This window comes from Maribacter sp. Asnod2-G09, assembly GCF_045063795.1.
Taxonomy (GTDB): Bacteria; Bacteroidota; Bacteroidia; order Flavobacteriales; family Flavobacteriaceae; genus Maribacter.
Genome location: NZ_JBEFOA010000002.1, coordinates 7,501 through 34,094 on the forward strand (window position 1 = coordinate 7,501; position 26,594 = coordinate 34,094).

The 26,594-nt window shown below is 34.7% G+C and carries 17 protein-coding genes and 2 tRNA genes (1 of these 19 running past the window's edge); 15 read left to right on the plus strand and 4 right to left on the minus strand.

Features of this window, described 5'->3' with window-relative positions:
• Both gltB and ACJJVT_RS00045 read right to left on the minus strand, forming a co-directional pair.
• Positions 1 to 4,337, minus strand: partial view of a glutamate synthase large subunit gene (gene gltB, locus ACJJVT_RS00040; protein WP_405395447.1) — the 5' portion only. It extends 172 nt beyond the left edge of the window; 4,337 of the gene's 4,509 nt are visible here — the first part of the coding sequence; it begins with the start codon at positions 4,335 to 4,337; its stop codon lies off the left edge, out of view.
• A gap of 319 nt (positions 4,338 to 4,656) precedes the next feature.
• Complete coding sequence (locus ACJJVT_RS00045; protein WP_405395449.1) at positions 4,657 to 5,796, minus strand: acyl-CoA dehydrogenase; 1,140 nt, start codon at positions 5,794 to 5,796, stop codon at positions 4,657 to 4,659.
• A 337-nt stretch (positions 5,797 to 6,133) separates the two neighbouring features.
• Between ACJJVT_RS00045 and nhaD the strand changes: the two genes are divergently transcribed.
• From nhaD to ACJJVT_RS00120, 15 genes are all read left to right on the plus strand, one after another.
• Entirely contained in the window at positions 6,134 to 7,504 is a 1,371-nt protein-coding gene (gene nhaD / locus ACJJVT_RS00050; RefSeq protein WP_405395450.1) for a sodium:proton antiporter NhaD, read from the plus strand.
• Between the two features lie 52 nt (positions 7,505 to 7,556).
• Entirely contained in the window at positions 7,557 to 8,246 is a 690-nt protein-coding gene (locus ACJJVT_RS00055) for a MotA/TolQ/ExbB proton channel family protein (protein WP_299325225.1), read from the plus strand.
• A 9-nt stretch (positions 8,247 to 8,255) separates the two neighbouring features.
• Entirely contained in the window at positions 8,256 to 8,642 is a 387-nt protein-coding gene (locus ACJJVT_RS00060; protein ID WP_073247166.1) for a biopolymer transporter ExbD, read from the plus strand.
• Complete coding sequence (locus tag ACJJVT_RS00065; protein WP_405395451.1) at positions 8,643 to 9,581, plus strand: energy transducer TonB; 939 nt, start codon at positions 8,643 to 8,645, stop codon at positions 9,579 to 9,581.
• Entirely contained in the window at positions 9,578 to 10,789 is a 1,212-nt protein-coding gene (locus ACJJVT_RS00070; protein WP_405395453.1) for a bifunctional folylpolyglutamate synthase/dihydrofolate synthase, read from the plus strand. Before ACJJVT_RS00065 ends, ACJJVT_RS00070 begins: the two co-directional genes overlap by 4 nt.
• A gap of 59 nt (positions 10,790 to 10,848) precedes the next feature.
• A tRNA-Val gene (locus tag ACJJVT_RS00075) sits at positions 10,849 to 10,923 on the plus strand.
• A 927-nt stretch (positions 10,924 to 11,850) separates the two neighbouring features.
• Complete coding sequence (locus ACJJVT_RS00080; protein WP_405395454.1) at positions 11,851 to 14,967, plus strand: SusC/RagA family TonB-linked outer membrane protein; 3,117 nt, start codon at positions 11,851 to 11,853, stop codon at positions 14,965 to 14,967.
• An 18-nt stretch (positions 14,968 to 14,985) separates the two neighbouring features.
• Positions 14,986 to 16,440, plus strand: coding sequence for a RagB/SusD family nutrient uptake outer membrane protein (locus tag ACJJVT_RS00085; RefSeq protein WP_405395455.1), 1,455 nt, complete (start codon positions 14,986 to 14,988; stop codon positions 16,438 to 16,440).
• 20 nt (positions 16,441 to 16,460) lie between these two features.
• A complete protein-coding gene (locus ACJJVT_RS00090) occupies positions 16,461 to 17,282 on the plus strand; it encodes a PKD domain-containing protein (RefSeq protein ID WP_405395456.1) in 822 nt (273 codons plus the stop codon).
• A gap of 157 nt (positions 17,283 to 17,439) precedes the next feature.
• The gene (locus ACJJVT_RS00095) at positions 17,440 to 18,882 is read left to right on the plus strand and encodes a hypothetical protein (RefSeq protein WP_405395457.1); all 1,443 of its coding nucleotides are present in this window, start codon (positions 17,440 to 17,442) and stop codon (positions 18,880 to 18,882) included.
• A 10-nt stretch (positions 18,883 to 18,892) separates the two neighbouring features.
• On the plus strand, positions 18,893 to 19,804 hold the full coding sequence (locus ACJJVT_RS00100; protein ID WP_405395458.1) for a polysaccharide lyase family 7 protein: 912 nt from the start codon (positions 18,893 to 18,895) through the stop codon (positions 19,802 to 19,804).
• 10 nt (positions 19,805 to 19,814) lie between these two features.
• Positions 19,815 to 20,795 carry a polysaccharide lyase family 7 protein gene (locus tag ACJJVT_RS00105; protein WP_405395460.1) on the plus strand — a complete coding sequence of 327 codons (981 nt, stop codon included), beginning with the start codon at positions 19,815 to 19,817 and terminating at the stop codon, positions 20,793 to 20,795.
• A 220-nt stretch (positions 20,796 to 21,015) separates the two neighbouring features.
• A complete protein-coding gene (locus tag ACJJVT_RS00110; RefSeq protein WP_405395461.1) occupies positions 21,016 to 21,717 on the plus strand; it encodes a FadR/GntR family transcriptional regulator in 702 nt (233 codons plus the stop codon).
• 76 nt (positions 21,718 to 21,793) lie between these two features.
• Positions 21,794 to 23,065, plus strand: coding sequence for an Nramp family divalent metal transporter (locus ACJJVT_RS00115; protein ID WP_405395463.1), 1,272 nt, complete (start codon positions 21,794 to 21,796; stop codon positions 23,063 to 23,065).
• Positions 23,066 to 23,143: 78 nt separating this feature from the next.
• Positions 23,144 to 23,218: transfer RNA gene (locus ACJJVT_RS00120), tRNA-Val, on the plus strand.
• A 17-nt stretch (positions 23,219 to 23,235) separates the two neighbouring features.
• Here the strand turns inward: ACJJVT_RS00120 and murF are convergent.
• Positions 23,236 to 24,513 carry a UDP-N-acetylmuramoyl-tripeptide--D-alanyl-D-alanine ligase gene (murF, locus tag ACJJVT_RS00125; RefSeq protein WP_405395465.1) on the minus strand — a complete coding sequence of 426 codons (1,278 nt, stop codon included), beginning with the start codon at positions 24,511 to 24,513 and terminating at the stop codon, positions 23,236 to 23,238.
• 63 nt (positions 24,514 to 24,576) lie between these two features.
• The gene (gene gldJ, locus ACJJVT_RS00130; protein WP_405395467.1) at positions 24,577 to 26,244 is read right to left on the minus strand and encodes a gliding motility lipoprotein GldJ; all 1,668 of its coding nucleotides are present in this window, start codon (positions 26,242 to 26,244) and stop codon (positions 24,577 to 24,579) included.
• Positions 26,245 to 26,594: the final 350 nt, after the last annotated feature.

Sequence of the window (26,594 nt, forward strand, 5' to 3'; positions counted from 1 at the left end):
ATATCATTGGTTTCAGTTACTTCTAATAGATTAAGACCTTCTGTACTGCATCGCTTTTTGAAAGTTTTGTTACTATCTAATACAAATGCTATACCGCCGCTCATACCTGCTCCAAAATTTCTTCCAACTTCACCAAGAATAACAGCGACACCACCAGTCATATATTCACAACCGTGATCTCCAATACCTTCAACTACTGCTTTAGCTCCTGAGTTACGAACACAAAAACGCTCTCCAGCTTTTCCGTTAATATAAGCCCTACCAGCGGTAGCTCCATATAATGTAACATTACCGGTAATTACATTGTCCTCAGGAACTATCGTTGATTTCTCAGGTACTTTTATAACAAGTTTAGCGCCTGATAGTCCTTTTCCTAAATAATCATTGGTATTTCCATTAACAATCATGGTAAGTCCCCTTGTTGCAAATGCTCCAAAACTTTGTCCTGCAGACCCAGTAAAATTAAGGCGTAGTGTGTTTATTGGTAATCCTTCTGCGCCATAAGTCTTAGATATCTCATTACTAAGGATTGCACCGACCGCACGATCTGTATTACAAATAGGGTAATCTAAAGTTAATTTCTCTTTTCTGAATAAAGAAGGATTTGCTTTTGCTATAATATCAAACTCTATAGATTTATCTATATCGTGTTTTTGTTTTTCTGTATTGTAGAATTTAGTTCCTTTAGGTACATCTACTTGATGCAGTATAGGTGTTAAATCTATACCGGCTGATTTATAATGGTCAATTGCTTTTTTACGATCTAGTTTTTGAACTTGACCTACCATTTCATTTATAGTCTTAAAGCCTAGTTGCGCCATGATTTCACGTAACTCTTGTGCTACAAAATACATGTAGTTAACTACATGCTCTGGCTTACCGTTGAATTTTTTTCTTAACTCAGGGTTTTGAGTTGCTATACCAACAGGGCAGGTGTTTAAATGGCATACACGCATCATAATACAACCTGATGCTACTAATGGTGCAGTTGCGAAACCGAATTCTTCCGCTCCTAACAGACAAGCTACGGCAACATCTCTACCAGTTTTCAATTGTCCGTCACACTCAAGAACAATTCTATTTCTTAAATCATTTAATACAAGTGTTTGTTGTGCTTCGGCAATACCAAGTTCCCATGGTAAACCACAATGTTTTAATGATGTTAAAGGAGAAGCACCTGTACCACCATCAAAGCCAGATACCAAAACAACATCAGCTTTTGCTTTGGCAACACCAGCTGCAACCGTACCTACACCAACTTCAGAAACTAATTTTACATTAATTCTAGCTTTTCTATTAGCAGATTTTAAATCATAAATTAGTTGAGATAAATCTTCAATAGAATAGATGTCGTGATGTGGTGGTGGAGATATTAACCCTACATAAGGCGTAGAATTTCTTGTTTTTGCAATTTCAGGATTTACCTTAGGACCTGGTAATTGACCGCCTTCACCTGGCTTAGCGCCCTGTGCCATTTTAATCTGAATTTCTTTTGCGTTAGTCAAGTAGTTCGAAGTAACACCAAACCTACCTGAGGCAACTTGTTTTATTGCACTGTTTCTCCAGTCACCGGTAGAATTTTTGTAAAATCTATTTTGATCTTCTCCACCTTCGCCTGAGTTACTTTTACCACCAATACGGTTCATCGCAATCGCTAGATTCTCATGCGCTTCTTTACTGATAGATCCATAAGACATTGCACCAGTTTTGAATCTTTTTACAATTTCTGTCCATGGTTCAACATCTTCTAATGGAATTGGATCATAATTAGAGAATTCAAAAAGACCCCTAATGGTCATAAGGTTTTTAGATTGCTCATTAACCATACTCGAGTACTCTTTGTATGTGTCTGGCTCATTATTACGAACAGACTTTTGAAGTTTTGCGATGGATAGTGGATTGAACATGTGTTTTTCACCATCTCTTCTCCATCTGTATTCTCCGCCAATTTCTAAATCTAAATTAGCATCGATATGTTTTTTGCTAAATGTTTTATGATGACGTAGTGCAATCTCTTTTTCAATTTGATAAAGGCCAATTCCTTGAATACGTGTTGGTGTATTCGGAAAATATTTTTCAACAACCTTAGTATTGATACCAATACATTCAAAAAGTTGAGATCCACGGTAAGAATTCAGTGTTGAAATACCGATTTTGTTCATCACTTTTAAAATGCCTTTTCCGACAGCCTTATTGTAATTTTTAATAGCATCGTCAAACGATATTTCTGTAATATCATGTTCCTCTATTTGCTCTGCAATAATTTCATTAACCAAGTAAGGATTAATAGCACTTGCACCAAAGCCAAATAATAAAGCGAAATGATGTACTTCGCGTGGCTCTGCAGATTCTATTATAACACTAAGTTTAGAACGTTTGCCTAGTTTCTGTAATCCGCTATTTACAAATGAGCAAGCCAAAAGTGCTGGAATAGGAGCCATTTCTTCTGTAACATTTCTATCTGAAAGAATAATAATATTTGCTCCTTCATCTACAGCTTTAGATGCTTGATTTAATAATGCTTGTAAAGCATCTTCTAGTCCGTTATGCCCTTGTTTGATAGCATATAACATCGGAATTGAGACTACTTTGTAATCTGGACTTACATCGTAATTTTTAATTTTATCCAAATCCTCTTTAGAAATCACGGGATTTTGAATTTTAAGCTTTCTACAGTGTAATTCTGAAAACTCGAATATATTATGGTCGCTACCTAAAGTTAAACTAATATCTGTAATTAATTCTTCACGAATACCATCTAGAGGAGGGTTCGTTACTTGGGCGAATAATTGCTTAAAATAATTGTAAATTAATTGAGGTCGTTGAGATAAAACAGCAATTGGCGTATCTGAACCCATTGAGCCAATTGGTTCTTTACCAGCTTTTGCCATAGGAAGAACTATGGTATTGATATCTTCTAATGTATATCCAAATACAGATTTTCTTTTCTCTAAAGTTTCTTCGCCTAGAAATAAAGGGCAATCATTATAAGGAATGTCTTTTAAATGAACTAGGTTGTCATTTAGCCATTTCTCGTAAGGGAATTTTTGAGCTATGTTCTCCTTAATTTCTTCATCGTTAATAATTCTGCCTTCTTCCATATTCACCAAGAACATCTTGCCTGGTTGTAATCTTCCGTGGAATTCTACATTGTCAGGGGCGATGTCAACAACACCCGTTTCAGATGACATAACCACATAATCATCTTTTGTTACCGTGTATCTTGAAGGTCTTAATCCGTTTCTATCTAATACTGCTCCAATAAAGTTACCATCGGTAAAAGGAATAGAAGCTGGGCCGTCCCAAGGTTCCATCATACAAGAGTGATACTCGTAAAAAGCTCTTTTAGCTTCAGACATTTCTGCATTTTTCTCCCATGCTTCAGGTACTAGTATCATCATTACCTCAGGTAAGGATCTACCTGTCATCAATAAAAGTTCAACAACCATATCCATGGTAGCAGAATCAGACTTTCCTGGTAATATTATAGGAAGAACATTCTTTATTTCATCTCCGAACATATCGCTCTCCAATAATTCTTCTCTAGAGAACATACGGGTAACATTTCCTCTTAGGGTGTTAATTTCACCGTTATGACACATGTATCTAAAAGGTTGTGCTAGATCCCAAGTAGGGAAAGTATTCGTAGAGAAACGTTGATGCACTAATGCTAGTCTAGTAACTACTCTAGAATCCATTAGGTCTGAGTAATAAAGGCTAATATCTAAAGGCATCAATAAACCTTTAAATATAATTATCTTGGTAGATAAGCTAGGTACATAAAAGAACTTGCTTTCAGATAATTTTGATTTTATAATTGTATGCTCTGTTACTTTTCTTGCAATAAAAAGTTTCAAATTAAAATCGAAGTAGTCTTGATCTTCGTTTTCTTTGGCTACAAATATTTGTTTTACAAAAGGTTCTGTTTCAGCAGCAATTCTACCAGGTATGGATCTGTTGACCGGTACATCTCTCCATCCTAATAGTTTTAAGCCTTGTTTTCTTATATTTTCCTCAAAAACCGAGATACAAAAATCGCGTTGATTCTCTTTACGAGGGAAAAAGATGTTACCAACTGCATAGTCACCAGCTTTTGGTAATTCGAAACTACAAACAGCCTGAAAAAAATCATGTGGTATATCTATTAAAATACCTGCTCCATCTCCTGTCTTACCGTCGGCACTAACCGCACCTCTGTGTTCTAAACGTTCAAGTATCTCTAACGCTTTATGTATAATGTCGTTAGATTTTTTTCCTTTAAGACTGCATATAAATCCAGCCCCACAGTTATCATGTTCAAATTCCGGTAGATATAATCCTTGCTTCTTCAGTGTCATCCTTTGTGGTATTTCTTCAAAAATATCAATTTAATTAAATTATATTCAATGATTGAAACAAATTCAAGTAAAAAATTCAACAGAATAAATAAAAGCTTAAAAAATCGATAATTATGGATTTTTAAAACCTTCAATTTATCAGATTGATAAATTTAAGTTAATATTATCGAAAAAGATAGGTGAAGTAGGGGGTAAATTCTAGTTTTTACAACTTTCTAACAATTGAGCATAACTTTATTGAGAGGTTAACAAAGTAAGATTACAGTTTAATAAAATTCACCCCTATTTTTTATAGGGGTGAATGAAGAATAATCTAATTTTACTTCAAAATACTTCTTGAAATAACGATTTTTTGAATTTCTGAAGTGCCTTCGTATATCTGTGTTATTTTGGCATCTCTCATTAATCGCTCTACGTGGTAGTCTTTTACAAATCCGTTTCCACCATGAATTTGTACGGCTTCAACGGTAGTTTCCATAGCAACTTTAGACGCATATAATTTAGCCATAGCGCCAGAAAGGTCATAATCGTTACCGTTATCTTTATCTATTGCAGATTGATATACTAATAATCGTGCAGCTTGAATTTCGGTATGCATATCTGCAAGTTTAAATGCAATAGCCTGGTGATTGCTGATTTCAGTACCAAAAGCCTTACGTTCTTTAGAATATTTCAAAGCTAGTTCGTAAGCACCTGCGGCAATACCCAATGCTTGCGCGGCAATACCAATACGCCCCCCTGCTAAAGTTTTCATAGCAAACTTGAATCCGAAGCCATCTTCGCCGATTCTATTTTCTTTCGGAACTTTTACATCATTAAATATTAATGAATGGGTGTCGCTACCTCTGATTCCTAATTTATTTTCTTTAGGTCCTATTTCAAATCCGGGAGCACCTTTCTCTATAATTAATGCATTTATGCCTCTGTGCTTTTTGTCTTTATCGGTTTGTGCAATTACAATATATGTACTCGCAGTACCGCCATTGGTAATCCAGTTTTTGGTTCCATTAACAATATAATGGTCGCCCATATCTATGGCGGTTGTTTTTTGAGAAGTGGCATCACTTCCAGCTTCTGGTTCAGAAAGGCAGAACGCTCCTATTTGTTCTCCTGTAGAAAGCTTTGTAAGATATTTTTCTTTTTGAGCTTCAGTACCGAATTTTTCTAATCCCCAGCATACCAAAGAATTATTTACGGACATTACTACTGAAGTTGATGCGTCAATTTTAGAAATTTCTTCCATAGCTATAACATATGAAAGGGTATCAAGTCCGCTACCGCCGTACTTGGGGTCTACCATCATGCCCAAAAAACCCAGTTCTCCTAGTTTTTTAATTTCTTCTTTTGGGAATCTTTGTTCGTCATCACGTTCAATTACTTCTGCTAATAGCTCAGTTTGAGCAAAATCACGAGCAGCTTCTTGTATAAGTTTTTGTTCTTCATTTAATGAAAAATCCATCTAATTGTATATAAAGGTTAACGTATCAAAGATAAAGATATAGTAGTTAAATATTACACTTAAACACCTCCTTTTGATTGATTTTGTAACAATAGTATTATCGTAATATAGGATCAGTTCATATTTAACATTTTCTTATGCGTTAAAATGTGGTCACTAAAAACCTGTTAAATTTGTAATAGTGTCGATTTAAGTATTTGGAAGTCAAATAACTTCGGTATTATTGTCAATTCATTAGGAATTCACGGACAATTTTAAATATATTTGGAAGATTTATTTTTTAGAATTAGAACCTATATTTACAACTAATAACTAGTTACTTAAAAAACCAACGAAAATGGAAACCATCATTGTTATTGTTTTTTTGGCCGGATATCTTGCCATTACCTTAGAGCACAATCTTAAAATAGATAAATTAATTCCAGCATTAGCTATGATGGCTATTCTTTGGGCGCTAATAGCTTTGGGTATAGATGGCTATGAAAACTGGTTTGATTCTGCTCAGCAAAGTCTTGTGGAAGGGTTCAGCAATTTTGAGCATTTAGATAGGATGCATATGATGGAGGAGTCTCTATTGCATCATTTAGGTAAAACAGCAGAGATTCTTTTCTTTCTTTTAGGAGCGATGACGATTGTGGAAATCATTGATTATTTTGATGGTTTTGCAACTATAAAGGGTTTTATTAAGACAAAGCAAAAAGGAAAATTACTTTGGTTATTTTCAATATTGGCATTCGTATTGTCTGCTATCATAGACAACTTAACAGCGACAATTGTTTTAATTACCATACTTCAAAAAGTAATTAAGGATAGGGAAACAAAATTATGGTTTGCAGGTATGATTGTAATTACGGCAAACGCAGGTGGTGCTTGGTCTCCTATAGGTGATGTTACTACAACAATGTTATGGATTGCAAATAGGGTAAGTGCTGGTCAGTTAGTGCTTCACGTACTTTTGCCTTCTTTGGTTTGTATGATCGTACCTGTTGTAATAGCTAGCAGATTTAAGGTTTTTAAAGGTTTAATTGATGGTGAATTAGATGGTGAAAATTCTAAGTCTAAATATAGTGGAGTAATGTTGTATTTAGGTCTAGGCGCTATTTTATTTGTTCCTATTTTTAAAACAGTAACTCATTTGCCTCCTTATGTAGGTATGATGTTGTCATTAGCTGTAGTAGCAACTTTTGCTGAAATATATAGTAATAAGAAGTTTAGTATTTCCTCTGTAGATCAAGAGGGTCAAGATAGTGAAGGTCACCATAGTCCTGTGCATCATTCATTGTCTAAAATTGAATTGCCAAGTATTCTGTTCTTCTTGGGTATTTTATTGGCGGTAGCGGCAATGGAATCTTTAGGAATACTTTTTAATGCTGCAGGTGCACTAAATGAAGCAATACCTAATACTGATGTTGTAGTATTATTATTTGGTTTAGGGTCAGCTGTTATTGATAACGTACCATTGGTTGCTGCAAGTATGGGAATGTTTAGTGAGCCTTTAGATAATCCGTTATGGCATTTTATCGCTTATTCTGCTGGTACAGGTGGTAGTATGTTGATAATTGGTTCTGCCGCAGGCGTTGTTGCTATGGGTATGGAGAAAATTGATTTTTTCTGGTATCTTAAAAAAATTGCATGGTTGGCATTTGCAGGTTTTATTAGTGGGGCTGTTGTTTTTATTCTATTAAGAGATTTTGTACTTCACGGATAATTTAATTCGCAATTCATCGTTATAAAGGCAAATTCAATACTTAAAGAATACTATGTTATTATTCCAGGATTTGGCTCAAGATGCGAGCGAAGAATTATTGTCTGAAGAGAAAACTCTTTCGGTTATAGATTTAATATTTAATGGTGGTACAGGTAGTGTCATTATTATATCGGTGTTATTCATAATGTTGGGCGTAGCTCTATATATCTATTTTGAGCGTTTACTTGCTGTAAATGCAGCATCTAAAATAGATAAGAATTTTATGAATCAAATACGAGATTATGTCACCACGGGTAAATTAGATGCTGCAAAGCTTTTATGTGCTCAGACAGATTCGCCGGTAGCTAGATTGACTGAAAAAGGAGTTTCTCGTATAGGCAAGCCGTTAGATGATATAAATACCGCTATAGAAAACGCTGGTACACTTGAAGTTTATAAGCTTGAAAAGAATGTAAGTATTCTGGCAACGGTAGCAGGTGCTGCCCCAATGATTGGTTTCTTGGGTACAGTTATAGGTATGATTCTTGCGTTTCATGAAATGGCCAGTAGTGGTGGTCAGGCAGAAATGGGTTCATTGGCATCTGGTATTTATACAGCAATGACAACAACAGTTGCAGGTCTTATTGTAGGTATTATTGCTTACGTGGGGTATAATCATTTAGTGAACAGAACTGATAAGGTGGTTCATAAAATGGAAGCTAACGCTGTAGAATTCTTAGATTTATTAAACGAACCTCTTTAATTTTATACTATGAAATTAAAAGGAAGAAATAAAGTCAGTCCAGACTTTAGTATGTCTTCAATGACAGATATCGTATTCTTGTTATTGGTCTTTTTCATGCTAACCGCAAATTCGCCTAACGCTTTAGATTTATTGCTTCCAAAAGCGAAAGGGAAATCTACAAATACTCAAAACGTATCTGTAAGTATAGATAAGAACCTTCAATACTTCGTTAATGATGAACGTATTAATGGGGAATATATAGAGATAGAATTGAAAAAAGCTTTAGCTGGTCAAGATAGTCCTACTATCATACTTAGAACAGAAGAAAGCGTTGCGATTAAAGAAGCTGTCTATGTTATGGACATCGCAAATAGAAATAATTATAAGGTTATTTTGGCAGTACGCCCGAACTAAATGGCATTTTTAGATACGAAACATAAAAAGAAATCATTGACACTTACCACATTGTTGTTAAGTGCGCTGCTATTGATTCTGTTTTATATCGGTCTAAATTATATGGATCCGCCCGAAGAGAACGGCATCTCTGTGAATTTTGGTACTATGGATTTTGGTAGTGGTAAAGTACAGCCAAAAGAAAAGATACAGTCTGAACCTTTAGATACTCCTCCTGTTGAACCAACGATACAAGAAGTTGCAGAAACTGTTGAGGAACCTATAGAAGAAGTCGAAGAAGCTGCGGCCGAGAAAGAGGCGCCTGCAGAAAAATTATTGACTCAAGATAATGAAGAGGCTATAAAAATCAATCAGGCAAAAGAAGCTAAAAGAAAGGCTGATGAAGCTGCTGCAGATGCAAAAAGAAAAGCAGAAGCTGCAGAGAATAAGAAAAAGGCTGAAGCAGCAAAAATTGCGAAGCAAAAGAAAGATGCCGAAGACAAGGCGCGCCAAGAGCAAGAAGCTAAAAAGAAAGCTTTAGATGCAATGATGGGTGGTCTTAATAAATCTGACGGCACAGCATCAGGTAGCGAAGGCGATGACAACAAGGCAGGGGATAAAGGTCAGCCAGACGGTGATCCGTATGCGACTAGTTATTATGGAAGTCCTGGTAGTGGCAGTGGAACTGGTGGTTATGGCTTAAATGGTCGATCATTAGTGAACAAAGGGCAAGTGCAACAAGAATGTAATGAGTCTGGTAGGGTAGTAGTTAAAATTATAGTAGACCGTAATGGTAAAGTGATAAGTGCTGAACCAGGAGTGAAGGGTACAACCAATAATAATCCATGCTTACTTGAACCTGCAAAGAAAACTGCATTCATGCACAAATGGAATTTAGATGGTAATGCCCCAAGCAAACAAGTTGGTTTTGTAGTTGTAAACTTCAAATTAGGAGAGTGACCTATAAAGAAACATTAGATTGGATGTTTGCACAACTTCCAATGTATCAGAATAAAGGTAAGAGTGCCTTTAATTCAAAACTTGATGGTATTACATCATTTGCCAATCATTTAAACAATCCTCACACGCAGTTTAAGAGTATTCACGTAGCTGGTACCAATGGAAAAGGTTCTAGTAGTCATCTATTGGCTTCGGTTCTTCAAGAAGCGGGCTATAAAGTTGGTTTATATACCTCACCACATTTAAAAGATTTTAGAGAACGTATTCGTATTAACGGGAATAAGGTAGCTAAGTATTGGGTAGTTGAGTTTATTCAAGAGAATCAAGTATACTTTTCTGAAAATAGGCTGTCATTTTTTGAAATGACTGTTGGTATGGCATTTTCATATTTTGCTCAAGAAAAGGTTGATATAGCAATTATTGAAGTGGGGTTGGGCGGTAGGCTCGATTCGACGAATATTATTAAGCCAGAGGTTAGTTTAATAACAAATATTGGGTTAGATCATGTTGATATGCTCGGTGATACCATCGCCAAAATCGCAAGAGAGAAAGCGGGAATTATAAAATCGGGGGTTCCGGTGGTAATAAGTGAATATAATGTTGAATCGGCACCAGTCTTTAGTTCAGTCGCAAAAGATAATAATACTAAAATAATATTTGCCGAAGATGCAGATTATCCTGAATATGAAATTGGGTTATTAGGTTCTTATCAGAAAAAAAATATAAAAGGAGTACTTGCAACTTTGAATGCTTTATCTGGTTTCGTAATCACAGAACGTAATATAATTCAAGGGTTAAAAGGTGTCGTAGAAAATACGCAACTTATGGGGCGTTGGCAGCAAATTGGGTCAGATCCTATCATTATTTGTGATACAGCTCATAATAAAGAAGGTATTTCGCTGGTCATGGAACAAGTAAAAAAACAGAAATATGAAGAATTACATATCGTAATCGGCTTTGTAAAGGATAAGGATGTTAGTAGAATATCTTCTCTTTTTCCAAAAAAAGCAACATATTATTACTGTAAGCCAAAAAATTTTAGGGGACTTGATGAAAAAGATTTGGAACTTGTGTTTTCTGAAGCAGGTTTTAAAGGCGATGTTTATAAGTCTGTAAATAAGGCTTTTAAAGCTGCAAAAAAACGAGCCAAAAAGAATGATTTTATTTATGTTGGGGGTAGTAATTTTGTCGTAGCAGAAGTTCTTTAAATTTTTATTGATTTTTCTTTTGTGGAATGTAAAAGTATTATATATTTGCACTCCTTTTGGGGCTCTTAGCTCAGTTGGTTCAGAGCACCTGCCTTACAAGCAGGGGGTCACTGGTTCGAATCCAGTAGGGCCCACAGGTTAGAAGGCTTTCATGAAAATGGAAGCCTTTTTTTATTTTTAGACCTTTCGTAGTACAGAATTTCTTCAGTTTTTAATTACACTTTTATCAGTCCAGATTTTATTTTTCTGGTATCCTTTTTTCTATGATAAAATTTAAAATTATAGATACATCATTCATCTTTTAATTGGTATTATAAATTGACTAGGTTGTTTTAATATCAGTATTTGTAAAAAGGATAGCTATTGAGCGTTTTACACTTAATAGATTAAAAGACCTTTATTCTTGTGCAGAGGCATTTAAGAAGCAGCAAGTTGCTTTTAAGGGACAAAAGTGATAACAATCACAAAATATACTATTCTTTTATCTTATTTCTCAATTGTCTGACAATGGTTGTGACTGTTAGACGTATTTCAACCGGTGGGATCGTAATGAAACTGGGTGCTCGATCGTGATTTGCGTAATTATGATATGAAGTTCTATTTATTGTCAATTGCGCAATATAAGCCGGTTTATTTGTGTAAAATCACAATAAAATAGCCTTCAAATCATTAAAGTAATTTTTTTTAACAATATAATAACATATATTTGGTAAACCAGTTTGACGAACCAATTTGGTAAACCAGTTAAAAAATATAATTATGAAACTAGTAATAACTAAAATAAAAGAAATGAAACGCTAAGAGAATTGCATAAAAAAAGGACGGGTGCTCGCCCATCCTTTTAGATTAAAAATTACTTCGTTTTGAAGGGAAGTAAAGAACAAACATGTAAATATTGCTAAATACACATTTCCTGTAAAAATAGGAATTTTCATTGATTTAATATGGAAGCTTGAGTATTGGCAAATTGAAGATCATGATGCGAAATATGTAATCGCATTTTAAGTAGATCAAAAAGATGGCAAAAGCCAATTCAATAGAACTAACTTAATTTAACACAGATGAATTTTAAACTAAAAATTTTTATGGTTGTAATGTTGCTGGTCAACATTCAATTATTTGCACAAGATACCTATGATCTATCAGGTACGGTAACAGATGCAAACAATGTGCCAATACCTGGCGCAAATATTGTTGTTGCAAATACAACAAGAGGTACTCAAAGTGATTTTGACGGAAATTTCACCATTCAGGTAACTAGTGGTGATATGTTACGTTTCTCTTATATAGGGTATACAACAGAAATAATAGCTATTGTTGCTCAAAAAACTGTAAGTGTTACTTTGAAAGAAGATGCAAGTCAGCTTGATGAAGTAGTAGTAGTAGGGTATGGTACTCAGAAGAAATCTACCGTTACAGGTTCTATTTCTAAGGTAACGAACGAAACTTTAGATCAAATAGCCGTATCAAGGGTTGATGACGCTTTAATAGGTCAGGTATCTGGTGTGAACATTCAAGCGACGAATGCTGAAGCTGGTGGGGCACCGACCATTACTATTAGAGGTATTGGTTCTGTAACTGCTGATTCAGGTCCTGCATTAGTAATTGATGGGGTGGTTGTAAGTTCAGACTTTCTTGGAAACCTTGATATGAATGATGTAGAATCTTTTGAAGTATTAAAAGATGCTGCTTCTGCTGCCATTTATGGTAGTGAAGGTTCTAACGGTGTAATTTTAATTACTACTAAAAGTGGTAAAGCTGGTAAAACAAAATTTAGCTATCAAACGTATACGGGTCTTAAAGGCGCTCATGGTAGTGACGATTATAGAAAGAGTGTATCTGAATGGGCTAAAATAGAACAAGCGGCTACAGGTACTCTTTCTAATGAAACGCAATACGCGCAATTATTAGTTAAAGCAACAGGCGTTGACAGAGATTGGCAAGATGTTTTCTTTGATGGTGGTGCCATTACTAGTCATTCTTTATCTGCAAGAGGTGGTTCTGAAGATACTAAGTTTAGTACATCTTTAAGATATCTTCATGATGAGGGTGTTGTAATTACTGATGACTATAAATTGTTCTCAGCTAATATGAAAGTAGATTCTAAAATCGGTGAAAGAGCAAGATTTGGAATTAGAGCTACACCTTCTTATACAAAACAAAGAAGATTGCCAACTTCTATTCACAACCCAACACGTCAATCTCCTTGGTTGCCAATTTATCATACCGAAGAATCTCTTCAATTTATTGATAGAAATTCGGGTAATGGTCAATACGCAAATGTAGGAGTAGGAGATTATTTCTTTGAAAATCACTTAGTAGAATTAGATGTAAATGGAGATGGAAACGATAGTAGACCTCGTACTTCAGGAGATTCGAACCCATATGCACAGTATGTAGAAAGAGAGCATTTTGAGTATAATACTAAATTATTCGGTTCTACATATTTGAGCTATGAGCTTTTAGATGGTCTTACTGCTAAAACATCATTAGGTGTGACATTGGAGCAGCGTAAGAGAACAAGGTATGATGGTGTATTACATCATGCAAGTGGTGCTGCAAGATCTGCATACTATTTATCGAACAGATTCAGAACTAGAATTATTTCTGATAATACTTTAAACTATACTAAGACATTTGGTGATGATCATGATTTAAATTTGTTGGTAGGTGCAACCGTTCAAAAAAGAAAATCAGAAGAAAGCATTACTGAAGGTAGTGGGTTTTCAAATGACTTACTTAAAAACTTTCAAGGTGCTACTGTAGTTGATCTTCCAACGGAAATCAACACAGAGCTTAAAAAGATAGGTTACTTTGCTAGAGTTAATTATGCTTATAAAGGCAAATACTTAGTAAATGCTTCTATTAGACGAGATGGTAGTTCTGTATTCGGTATAGATTCTAAATGGGGTAACTTCCCTGCAGTATCTGTAGGTTGGAATGTTGCTAAAGAAAATTTCTTATTAAATAGTGATGCGGTAAATACTTTAAAATTTAGAGCTAGTTATGGTTTAACTGGGGCAGAGAATTTTAATGTCGGTGATGATATCGTTAACGCATGGCCTTATTTAGCATTATTGCAAAATTCAAATGCAATTGATGACGGTAGTATTGCAGCTGGTGTTTCGCCACTTAATATTGCAAACACTTTATTACAATGGGAAGCTTCTAAAGAATTCACTGTCGGTTTAGATTATGGTTTTTTCAATAATAGAATCTCTGGTTCTGTTGATTATTATCAAAGAACGAGTGATGAATTACTGTTGAACAATCCAGTTTCATATATATCAGGATTTAATGGTGGTATTGTGAATTTAGGTGAAGTGCAAAACACAGGTGTTGAACTTGAGCTAAGAACTAGAAATGTTTCGAATGAAAATTTCTCATGGAATTCAACTTTTATAGCTTCTACTAATAAAAATGAATTATTAAGCTTTGGTGATTCTAACAACGCACTTATTGAAGATACCTACGGTAGAAATTCTCAATGGATCAATAGAATTGGTGAGCCTATATCTTCTTTCTGGGGTTATGTGGTTGATGAACAAGCTTTTGATGAAACTTCTTTCAGAACAACATATGTTGATAGTCCATGGAACAGAATCAATGGTCAATCTGATGATACCATCGTTAAAGATTTAAATGGTGATGGTTTAATTACAGAAGAAGACAAAACTATTTTGGGTAGTCCTTATCCAGATTTAGTATACAGTTTTACCAATGAATTCAAATTCGGAAATGTTGATTTTTCATTTATGGTTCAAGGTAGCTTAGGTGCTCAGGTTAATAATATTGGGGATCAATATTTCTACAACTGGTTCGGTAACAGAACAAGAAGTGGTGGAGAGTTAGAAGCAGTGGCTAATGGTTTGGTATCTGATGTTTCATTTATACAAGAAAAGGTATTGACAAGTGATGTTATTGCAAGTGCAGATTACTTTTCTTTACGTAACGTAAATCTTGGTTATAATTTTTCAGATGATATTACAGAACGTTTAGGTGTAAGTGGCTTAAGAGTTTATGCTACCGCACAGAATTTGCTTTATATCACTGCAGATGATTACCACGGTTTTAATCCAGAACATATAGATGGTAGCAATCCAAGAGCTTACGGATCACAAAGAGCGGGTACGCCAATCTTTAGAACGGTAACATTTGGGCTTAACGTTGACTTTTAATCTTAAAAAAAACAAACGATGAAACATATAAAATATATAATTTTTGCCGTAACAGTATCCGTTTTTGTTTCCTGTGATACTGAAGAATTCTTAAATCCATTGCCAGATACGGCAGTTGCGGTAGACGGGTTCTTTCAATCGGATGCAGACGTATTGTCTGGAGTATATGGAATTTACGATGCCTTGCAAGGTGTAAATAGTAATACTGAGTCTAATATTGGTGATTTCAATAGAGGCGTTCAATTTGAACACCTTTTAACAGAGCATCGTACAGATAATACAAGAAATGCAACTCTTGAGGGTTCTAAAGCCGATTTTCACAGGTATGTTGTTAATGCTAATAATGTAGAATCTGAAGATTACTATGCTTCTATGTATGAAGTTATTTTTAGAGCAAATAACATATTAGATTTTATTGATGTAGCAAATGAAAGCAATCAAGCAAGATATGCTGCCGAAGCTAAATTTTTAAGAGCATATGCATACTTTAAATTAGTTAGAATGTTCGGCGCGGTGCCGTTAGTTACTTCTGTTGTAGGGCCTACAGATAATGAAGCACTTTTTACAAGAATACCTGAAGCACAGGTTTATGATCAAATAATAGCAGATTTACAAGAGGCGGTAAGTGTTTTAGATAATTCATCTAAATCAAGAGCGTCTAAAGCTGCTGCACAAGGTATTTTGGCTAAAGTATACTTGTCGCTGGCTTCTCCGAATTATGCTGCGGCGCAGCAATTATGTGAGTCTATCGTTAATAGTGGTGGATTTAGCTTGGAGAGTGATTTTCATGATGTTTTTTATGATGAATTGAACAACGAAATTATTTTTGCAATTCAATATATACCAGGTAATAGCGCAGAAAGTCAAAGTTTTTCATCTGAATTTACTTCTTCGATACGTGCAGGTGCAGAAGATGGGCAAAACATTGTAAATGATAACTTAAGATTGGATTTTGTTGCCTTTGGAGGGAATAGAACAGCAACTTCTATTACCGATTTGAATGGTTCGCTTTTAGATGATAGAAATGAGGTGGCTAAGTTTTTCCCTGACGGATTTGATTCAACGGCTGAACCGGCTTACGGTCCTAATGCTCGTAATGCAGGTAACGATTATATCGCTTTACGTTATGCAGATGTTCTTTTAATGCATGTTGAAGCAATTTTGGCAGGTGGCGCTTCAACAACAAGTTCTGCTGCTATAGCTTCTTTTCAAGCGGTAAGAGATAGAGCTGGTTTAACAGCAGCTGTTTCTACGATTACCAAAGAAGATTTGTTAGTTGAAAGAAGAGTAGAATTGGCATTTGAGAATCAACGTTGGTTTGATCTTCTTAGATTCGGTGTAGCTGAATCTGTGTTAAGTGCGCATTCTGCTGAACTAGGTTATGTATTTGATTCTAGAAAATTATTACTACCTATTCCAGCAAGAGAAATAAATATAAGCGGTGGATTATTAACACAAAACCCGGGATATTAAATTTTAAAAACTTTTAAACTATGAAAATTAAACAAAATATTTTCCGAAAAACAACCTTGTTGCTTTTTAGTGTAGTCGTAACAAGTTCTTTTGTTGGTTGTGTTGGTTCTGATACATTTAGAGATGATTTACCAGATGCTAACTCTAAAGTAGACACTATATTTCCAGAAGCAAATTTTGACTATACGGCAGATCAAACAGATTTTACAATAATTAATTTTACAGATCTTTCTACTGAAGCAGCTTCTTATGCGTGGGACTTTGGTGGTGGAGCTACTTCAACAGATCGTGACCCATCATTTCAATTTCCAGGTGAAGGTACATTTCCTGTTACATTAGTTTCAAGTGATGGTAATGGCGAGACTTCTACGATTACTTTAGATGTAATAGTTGTAGACGAATTAGTGGCAGCTTTTCAATGTCCTGATTTCTTATGTAGTCCAAGAACACCATGGGCAGGAGTAGATAGAGGAACTACAAGTTCTTACTCTGCTAGTTCTTCTCCAACACCACCAGAAGATAATGGAGCAGCTAAGTTAAGTAGTAGTTCTAATTTTCTTGACCAAAGTATTCGTGTGGTTGCTGGTGCAACATATGAAGTAACTTTTTGGTATGTAAGTAAAACAACCGGTAGTTCTGCAGGTACACTTTTAATTGAAGATGCCGATACTCAAGCTGTTTTTCTTAATCAAGAAATTCCATTAACCGATCAAGCTTCGTCTTACGTACAAACATCATTCTCTTTTACAACAGGTGATGAAACAGAGAACATGAGATTTAATATCGAATATGCAGGTACTGAATGCAGATTTTCTAAAATTAGTATCGATAGACTTAATTAATCAAAATCCTTGAAATGGTAATTTAAAAATGTAATTACACTTGTTGTCGTTTCATTTTTAAATTACACTTCAAGACATCATGTATATTCTTAAACAGAAATTTAAATTATTTAAATTGTTTAAGAAGCATCTAACAAAAAATAAAAAATATAATATTATGAGTTTAATAAAAAAAGGAATAAGTGCCCTTTTGATAACTGGTCTGATCATGTCATGTGATGAAGATGGTTATGAGCCAATTGAGCCAGTAGATTCTTCTGGGGGTTCTATTGGAAGCGTATTTTCAAGTTTTGATGTATCAGCTAGTGGAGATGGTACCATTGTTACCGTAACACCATTATCGGTTGGCGTAGATTCATACGTAATTGATTTTGGCGATGGTAGTACTGCCTTAACAGCATTGCAAGGAGAATCGGCTACATATGATTATTCTAATGTTGAGGCATCAGCAGACTATACCATAACGGTTACAACAAAGGCAGCTGGTCAAACAGATTTAACAAAATCAGAAGATATTACAGTAGAGCATACAGTACAGTCTGTTGACAATGCACCTTCTTCACCAGAGATTAAAAGATATAATTTGTTGAACATATTTACTGATGCAGGTTCTGTAGGTTCGTCAGGTACTGGTGGTAAAGCAGTTGTTTTAGAATCAGGAAATAATTTGGCAGAGTTTTCAAGATTACATAGTGATACAGGAGTTTTCGCATTGAGTGACGAAGTTGTTGCTGCAGATGCTTTTTACAGCGGTGTAGGTTCTAACGATATTCATTTTGATGTGTATTCTGAATTTGCTACTGGTATCGATAAATTAAAAATAACGTTGGTAGATAGTACAAATGGTACTAGTCATGTTATTGATGATATAGATTTGATGGACGGCGAGTGGACTGGTCTTGATTTTGACTTGGCTACAGATTTCTCAACACCTGTTACTCAATTCAAAACTATTCTATTTGAACTCGGTTCTAGTGGTAATGCCAACGATCATGCTACAATTACAGTAGATAATATCTATATGACAAGAATGACAGGGGCAACCATTTTAAATGGTGATTTTGAAGATGGTCAAGATTTTTGGAAATGGTCAACATTTACAGATGGTGAAACAAACCCATTTGGTTCTAGTTCAGATGGTTCTAACCAAGATTATGATGGGACTGATACTGGTAGTAAGACAAGAGGAGCTAAATGGTCTTCAAGTCAATCAGGTGGAGAGTTTGGTTCTTCTAGTTCAAGGTATGCTTACCAAGAGTTGAATTTAGTGCCCGGAGCAGATTATATTTTAGAGTATCAATATGCTATAAAAGATGATAGTGGAACAGATCCTATTGGAGGAAGAAAAGTAGTAGGTTTAATTCTAGACGGTCAGTATGATGATGGTGCAGATGCTGTTGCTAATCTAGGAGATAACTTAGCTTTTAATGAAGGTTTTGTAGCTGAAGGAAAATTCTCTGATACTACTGACGGGGCTGGTACATTGGTGCAAATTCCATTTACTGCTAATGATAGTGGAGAAGTTGCTATAATGTTTTATGCAGTAACTCCTAAAGACGCATACATAGATAATGTGAAGGTTCGTTCAGTGAATCCATAATTTGTAATTTATGCAAAACACCCGAAAAGGAATATTGGTATTTATAGTATTATTATTTCTATCTGTAAACGCTACTTCTCAAAATAAGAAAAGTAGCGTTTCAGAATCGGATGTAAAAATTAAGAAATCCAAGAAAAGGAAAAAGAAGATTAAGCTTCCAGAAATTGATTTAAGTAACTGGAAGGTTACAATACCAGAAGGTAGTGGTAAAGGAGGGGCAATTAGTGTAGCGCCACCAGAAATTTTGAATTATGCTACAAATGAGACTTTAAAGCCTTATATGTACAATGATTCTACTAAAGGGGCATTAACATTTTACGCTTATCCAACTACAGCGACCACAGCAAATACTAAATATTCTAGATCAGAACTTAGAGAGCAGATGGTTCCGGGAGATGATAATGTCAATTGGACATTTAAGCAAGGTGGTACTTTAAAAGCAAAACTTTCAGTTGATGATGTTTCTCGAGATAAGTATGGAAAATATCATAAAGTAATTATTTTGCAAATACATGGTCGATTGACCAATGATCAAAAAGATTTAATAGAGCAAAAAGACAATAATGCACCGCCGGTTTTAAAGATATATTGGCAGAATGGTAAAATTAGAGTCAAAACAAAAAAATTAAAATATGCAGATGTAAATGCTATTGGCATATTACATGAAGAAGCTTGGACAGATGATAAAGGCTTTAATTTTGAAGAAGAAGTAGGTTTCGGCAAGTTTCAAATTGAAGTGAAAGTTACAGATGGCAAAATGGTAGTTTCATTGAATAAAACTGAATATGCCGTTTATGACGATTTCAATATGAAAAGATGGGGAGTATTTGAAAATTACTTTAAGGCAGGTAATTATTTTCAAAGTAGAGATGAAGGTTCATTTGCCAAGGTCAGTTTTTATGAACTTGAAGTGAAGCATTAATAAGAATTATATGGTTATAAATAATATTTTACGTTTATGTAAATCAACAATAGCAAAATGTTTTTTTGCCTTTGTAATGGTATTTGCCATTTCAAGTTGTAGTAACGATGCAGAAGTAGCTGAAGAGGAGATTGTTCAGGAAGAAGAAGTGGCTGAAGAAGAAATAGAAGAAGCTCCTGAGCCAGAGGAAGAAGTAGTTGTTGAAGAAGAACAAGTAGAAGGGGTAGACTTTTTTTTACCAAATATAGATTTGAGTAATTGGAAAGTAACCTTGCCAATCGGTAGTCCTGATGAGGTAGAGCCACCAGAGATAGTAGATTATGCTACAGATGAAAGATTGTTACCGTACATGTACAATGATTCTACAGATGGCTCTTTAGTATTTTTTACATCACCAGGCACATCTACAGCTAATTCATCTTATTCTAGAACAGAATTAAGAGAGCAAATGGTGCCAGGTAGTAATAGTACTAATTGGACTTTTGCAGAAGGTGGTCGCATGAAGGGCACTTTATCGGTACCAGAAATTACTACAGATGCAGGTGGTGATTTTCATAGAACTTTGGTCATGCAAATTCACGGTAGATTAACAAATGAGCAAAGAGATTTAATAGGGGAAGATGATAACAATGCTCCTCCAATGTTGAAAATTTATTGGCAGAAAGGTAAGGTAAGGGTGCTTACTAAAAAACTCAAGGACCTTAATGCTACAGACGAAGAGATTTTGCATACAGATGCTTGGGAAGATAATGAAGGACATACTTTCTCAGAGAATATAGGAACTAATACATTTACTCTAGAGATTATTGCTTCAGACGGTAGGTTAGAGGTGATTTTGAACGAAACCGATTCCGTTGTTTATGAAGATATACATATGCAAAAGTGGAGCGTTTTTGAAAACTATTTTAAAGCGGGTAACTATTTACAAACCCTAGATGCTGGTGCATCTGCCAGAGTTAAATATTACGAATTAGAAGTCACGCATGAGTGATACACAATAAATATACTTAGTATAAATAAGAAAGTTGTTTGAGTTAGATTTGTTGAAATGAGTTTGCCAGTCTTTTTTAAGGCTGGTAAATTTCATTAACATTCGCTGTTTTGATATATGTAATTATCGTTAAAAATAAAACTTCTTATTTTAGCAAATGGTGATTACGGTTTTAGGTGAACGAATTTGGCAATCAATTTTCCTTTAAAGCAAGATATATATGAAATTAGAAATCCTCACAAGGACAGAAAATCAAGAAATACAAAATGATATTATAGTACAGCTTAGAGATTTAATGAATAATAAAAATCTTGAGCCTGGTGATAAATTACCATCAGAAAGAATGCTATCAGATAAATTTGAAGTTAGTCGAAGTAATGTTCGAGAGGCGATTCAAAAATTAGAATTTTATGGAATTTTAATTTCAAAACCTCAAAGTGGAACTTTTGTAGCAGATATAGGTCAGATTGCTATGAACGGTATGGTGAACGATATTCTGCGTCTAGAAGAACCTGATTTTAAATCATTGGTAGAAACTAGAATTCTTCTTGAGCTAAAAACCGTTAGACTTGCGGCTAGAAGAAGAACAGATGCAGATTTAAAGCAATTGAAAAATGCTTTGGATGCTTATCGTAAAAAGGTCGAGAATGGAGAAGATGCTGTACAGGAAGATTTATTATTTCATTTGGCAATAGCAAAAGCTAGTGGAAATAGTACAATGAATACTTTCATGCTTATTATTACACCAGAAATACTGACAAATTTCGAGAAGTACCATGTTTGTGATAAAAATATGGCATTTAGAGGTATAGAAGAACATCAAGATATTTTTGACGCTATAGAGGAACAGAATCCGCAATTGGCAAAAGCAAAAATGAAAGTACATTTTAAGAACCTATATCAATTCTGCTATAATATTTAGAAGAATAAATCAAATAGTTATTGCCGACTAAATTTCGAAATCATTTTAATAATAACCTACCTAAAGAATAAGTAAAATGAGTAACTCAGCCAAGCTATCAATTTGGAAAAAAATATTGGCGTTAGTGTTGGCATTTGGTCCTGGAATATTCGCTATTGGATATACTATAGGTACCGGTAGTGTTACGTCAATGATTGTAGCGGGTAGTACTTATGGTATGCAACTTTTATGGGTATTACTTTTAAGTTGTATTTTTTCAGGTTTGTTAATGTATGCTTACGGTAATTTCGCCTTAGTAACAGGTGAAACAGCACTTTATGCTTTTAAAAAACATTTGAAGTGGGGAAAGCTAATTGCCATACTCATAATTCTTGGTATTTCTTTTGGTCAATGGAATTCATTAATGGGTATTCTTGGTATTTCAGCCAATGTCATCTATGAGATATTTTTAATTTACTTCCCCAATTTGGTAGATTTCAAATATGAGTCCGTTTTAATAATAGCAATAACTGTTATTGTAATTTTTTACGGATTATTAATGGTAGGTAAGTATGCTTTTTTTGAAAAGATATTAGTCATTTTTGTAACCATAATGGGGCTTTCATTCATAATTTCCTTATTTATGGTGTACCCATTACCTGTTGAAGTTGTAAAAGGTTTGATACCGACAATACCAAAAGTTGAAGGTGGGCAGATGATGGTAGCTGCTTTTGTAGGTACGACCATGGCGGCAGCTACGTTTCTTTCAAGACCACTTTTTGTAAAAGGAAAAGGTTGGACAATAAATAATCGTTCGCAACAAAAGAAAGATGCCATAATTGCAGCTTCGCTTGTATTTTTTATTAGTGCATCTGTAATGGCTGTAGCTTGTGGGGCTTTATTTCATCAAGGGAAACCAGTAACTCAAGTATTGGATATGGTAAATACATTAGAGCCTGTTGCTGGTAAATTTGCTCTAACGCTTTTCTTTTTTGGAACGTTAAGTGCAGGATTATCATCAATTTTTCCGTGTCTACTAATTGCTCCGATATTATTAGCAGATTATCAATCAGGGGAGTTGGATACTAACTCAAAACAATTTAGAATAATTACGGCAATAGCTTCATTATTTGCGTTGATCGTTCCTGTTTATGGAGCTAATCCTATTCAAATGCAAATACTATCTCAAGTGTTTAATGTGTTTGTTTTGCCACTGGTAATACTAGGGATAATACTTCTTATAAATAACAAGAAATTAATGAACAAATATAAGGCGGGGGTTTGGCTTAATTTGGGGCTCTTTGCCGCGCTTTTCTTTTCTTGTGTAATTTCTTATAATGGCGTTGTAGCATTGCTAGATTATTTCTAGTTCAAAACAATTTTGTAGTATCGCTTCTGATTAAAATGGGATAAGTAGTATCTTTGCAGACTTGTTCAAAGTTTTAAGGGGATATTAGCTCAGTTGGTTTAGAGCGCTGCCTTGACAGGGCAGAGGTCACCGGTTCGAATCCAGTATATCCCACAATAAAATTCAATTTTTTATATCAAATCTAAAACCCGTTCTAAAGCCATGCCTCTTGAACCTTTAATCAAGAAAGAAGATTCCGTTTTTATAGGCTTTTTAACTAAGTAAGCTTTCAGTTCTTCAAAACTCTTTAGTCTAATAGCGGTGGAGTTAGTAGTGTAAAAATTCTCTCCAACCAATAGCACTTGTTCAAATTTTAAACTCGTTGCTAAATCTGAAATATTTTGATGTTCTACTTTTGCAGACTCTCCTAATTCGAACATGTCGCCTAGAATCAAAACTTTCTGGTCTTTGTTTAACGAATTAAAATTTTCTAAAGCCACCTTCATGCTCGAAGGGTTGGCATTATAAGCATCGAGAATAATATAGTGTCCGTTATTATGTAATATTTGCGATCTATTATTGTCTGGAGTATATTCTTCAAGTGCCTTTTTTATTTCGCTTAACTCAACATTGAAATATTTTGCCATAATAATTGCTGCACAGCAATTCGGAAAATTATAGGCGCCAATTAAATTGGTTTCTATATTGATATCTTCTACTATTAGATTAACAAAGGGCTGAGCCTCTAGTAATTTAATAGTATAGTATTTGGGATCATCAGAACTAAAACCGAATTTTTTAGTGTACGTACTTAGTTTGTCTTTTTGAATTGGGTCGTCGGCATTTAAGAAAATTGACTTTTTGTGTGAAATCAGGTAATCATATAATTCGCTTTTTCCTTTTTTAACACCTTCAATTCCTCCAAAACCTTCTAAGTGAGCCTTTCCAAAATTGGTGATATAACCAAAATCTGGTTCGGCAATTTCACATAAAAACTCAATTTCCTTTAGGTGATTCGCACCCATTTCAACAATGGCAATTTCAGTGTCAGGTTGAATGGTTAATAAAGTTAACGGCACACCGATATGATTGTTGAGGTTTCCTTTGGTCGCTATAGTTCTATAAGTTTTGCGAAGTACAGCGTTAATTAATTCTTTGGTAGTCGTTTTGCCATTGCTGCCAGTAAGACTTATGATTTGTGCTTTTGATTGTCTTCTATGAAAATTTGCTAATTGTTGTAGTGTTGTTAAAACGTCTTTTACTAGTATTGTTCTGTCATCAATTAGATATTTCTCTTCATCAATAACAACTAGACTGGCTCCGTTGTCTAAAGCTCTTTGAGCATAAGTGTTGCCATTAAAGTTATCTCCTTTTAGTGCAAAGAAAATATCGTTTTCTTTTATCTTTCTGGTGTCAGTGCTGATAGAAGGGTTCGCTAAAAAAGCGGAATGTAAATCTTGAATTTTCATAAAATCGAAGATAAAAAAAAGCTCCTTAAGAAAGGAGCTTTTTTTAGTTCGTAAAGGGAAAAATTATTTAGCTTTTTTTCCTCTAACTGTTTTGTTTTTTGTTTTTGATTTAGAACCGACTCTAGACATTGCACATCTAAAACCGATATAATCAGTAGCCATGTATTGTGGCAAGTATCTTCTTTGAGCTGGATCTAACCAGTAAGCTCTATCTCTCCAAGAACCACCTTTGTATACTCTAACTTCATCATTAATCAATGTAGTTCTGTTGTTAGAAACGTCAAAACCTTTAACAAGATTTCCTAATGAATCTCTTTCGACAGAATGTTTAGGAGAGTTGTACATTTTTTTGTTTGGATCTTCTTCTTCACCGTCATTAAATCTATCGTAAAATCTTGAAGAGCCCGAATCACCATCTCTATACCCTCTGTTGTCACTCGAAGAGAAATTTGTTCTTAAATACGTTTCTTCTTCATCAACAGGTACCATTTTAATTTCACCTGGTAAGTTTACTGCGACTACTTTTCCATTTGGTAAAGTGTCATAAACAATAGAATCTCTTAAGATGTTAACTTTACCATCTTCACCTATTGCGGTTTTCATGTAAATGTTACCTCTGTAGTAGTTGAAATCACTTACTTCGTCATCAACTATTGGGCGATATACATCAGCAGTCCACTCGGCAACATTACCGGCCATATCATAAAGACCTAAATCATTCGGCTTATATGACATTACTTGAGCAGTAATATCTGCACCATCATCAGACCAACCTGCGATTCCGCCATAATCACCTTTACCTTGCTTAAAGTTAGCTAATTGGTCACCTCTACCTACACGTTGTCCATTACGAGTATAATCACCTTCCCATGGGTATTTTTTTCTACCTCTATAGTTGTTGTATTCTCTTTGACCAACCTGTGCCTGAGCAGCATATTCCCATTCAGTTTCGGTAGGTAATCTATATTCTGGCATAATAATACCGCTACTCCTTTTTGCGAAAGTAGATGTGCTATCTTTTTTCTGCTTTCCTTGTAAAGAATCAATTTGTCCGTTATAAACAGATTCTGGTCTGTTTAAGTAAGCTTCAGTACTAAAGGTACCTTGAACTTCGCCTGTAGCTGCCTGATATTTTGCATCTTCAGATAAGTAACCTTCTCTTTCTAGCATAACTTCGTTTACACGGTCAGTTCTCCATTCTGCAAATTGCGTAGCCTGAATCCAGTTTACACCAACAACAGGGTATTCTGCGTATGCTGGGTGTCTCAGGTAGTTATTTGTCATTGTTTCATTAAAGCCTAATCTATTTCTCCATACCAAAGTATCTGGCAATGCACCTACATATATGTTAGTATATTTAGGATTTTCTGGAGGGTAAACACTTTTTAGATAATCAAGGTATTCCAAGTACATTACATTGGTAACCTCCGTTTCATCCATATAAAAAGATTGTACATGCTGTGCAGTTGGGGTGTTGTTCCAATCATGCATTACATCATCTTGTACTTTACCTTTGGTAAATGTACCACCTTCAACAAATACCAATCCTGGAGCAGTTTCTTGCTCTTTAAAGTCGGTATTGTACTGAAAACCACCTTCTTTGGCATTTATCTTCCAACCTGTAGCTCTAGAGGTATTTTTTCCAGATGAGGATTTAGAACAGCTACTTACTGTAAAACCTCCTACTAATACCGTGCATGAGAGTACAACTTTTATTAAATGTTTTTTCATAATTAGGACTTGAGTTCAATTTTCATATACCATAGTAGTTTGGTCGCTATAGAATATGATACTATAATTTCTTTTAATTTGTTTGTCACTTTCGCTCAATAGAACGGTGTTTTTATGAGATTATTTTACAATTGAAAATAATTTTAAAAATCTCACGGCAAACTGTCAATAAATTTAGGCTCGCTTTAATAGGTAAACGCTTAAAACAACTAATTAGTATGGTTTTAATTATTTCTTTTTTAAAGAATATGCGGTAGATAAATACAGAACATAACTATGCTGTAAAATGACTCTTATTATATGGAGAAAATAAATTCTACTAAAAATCTTGATTTTCATGCAAGATAACG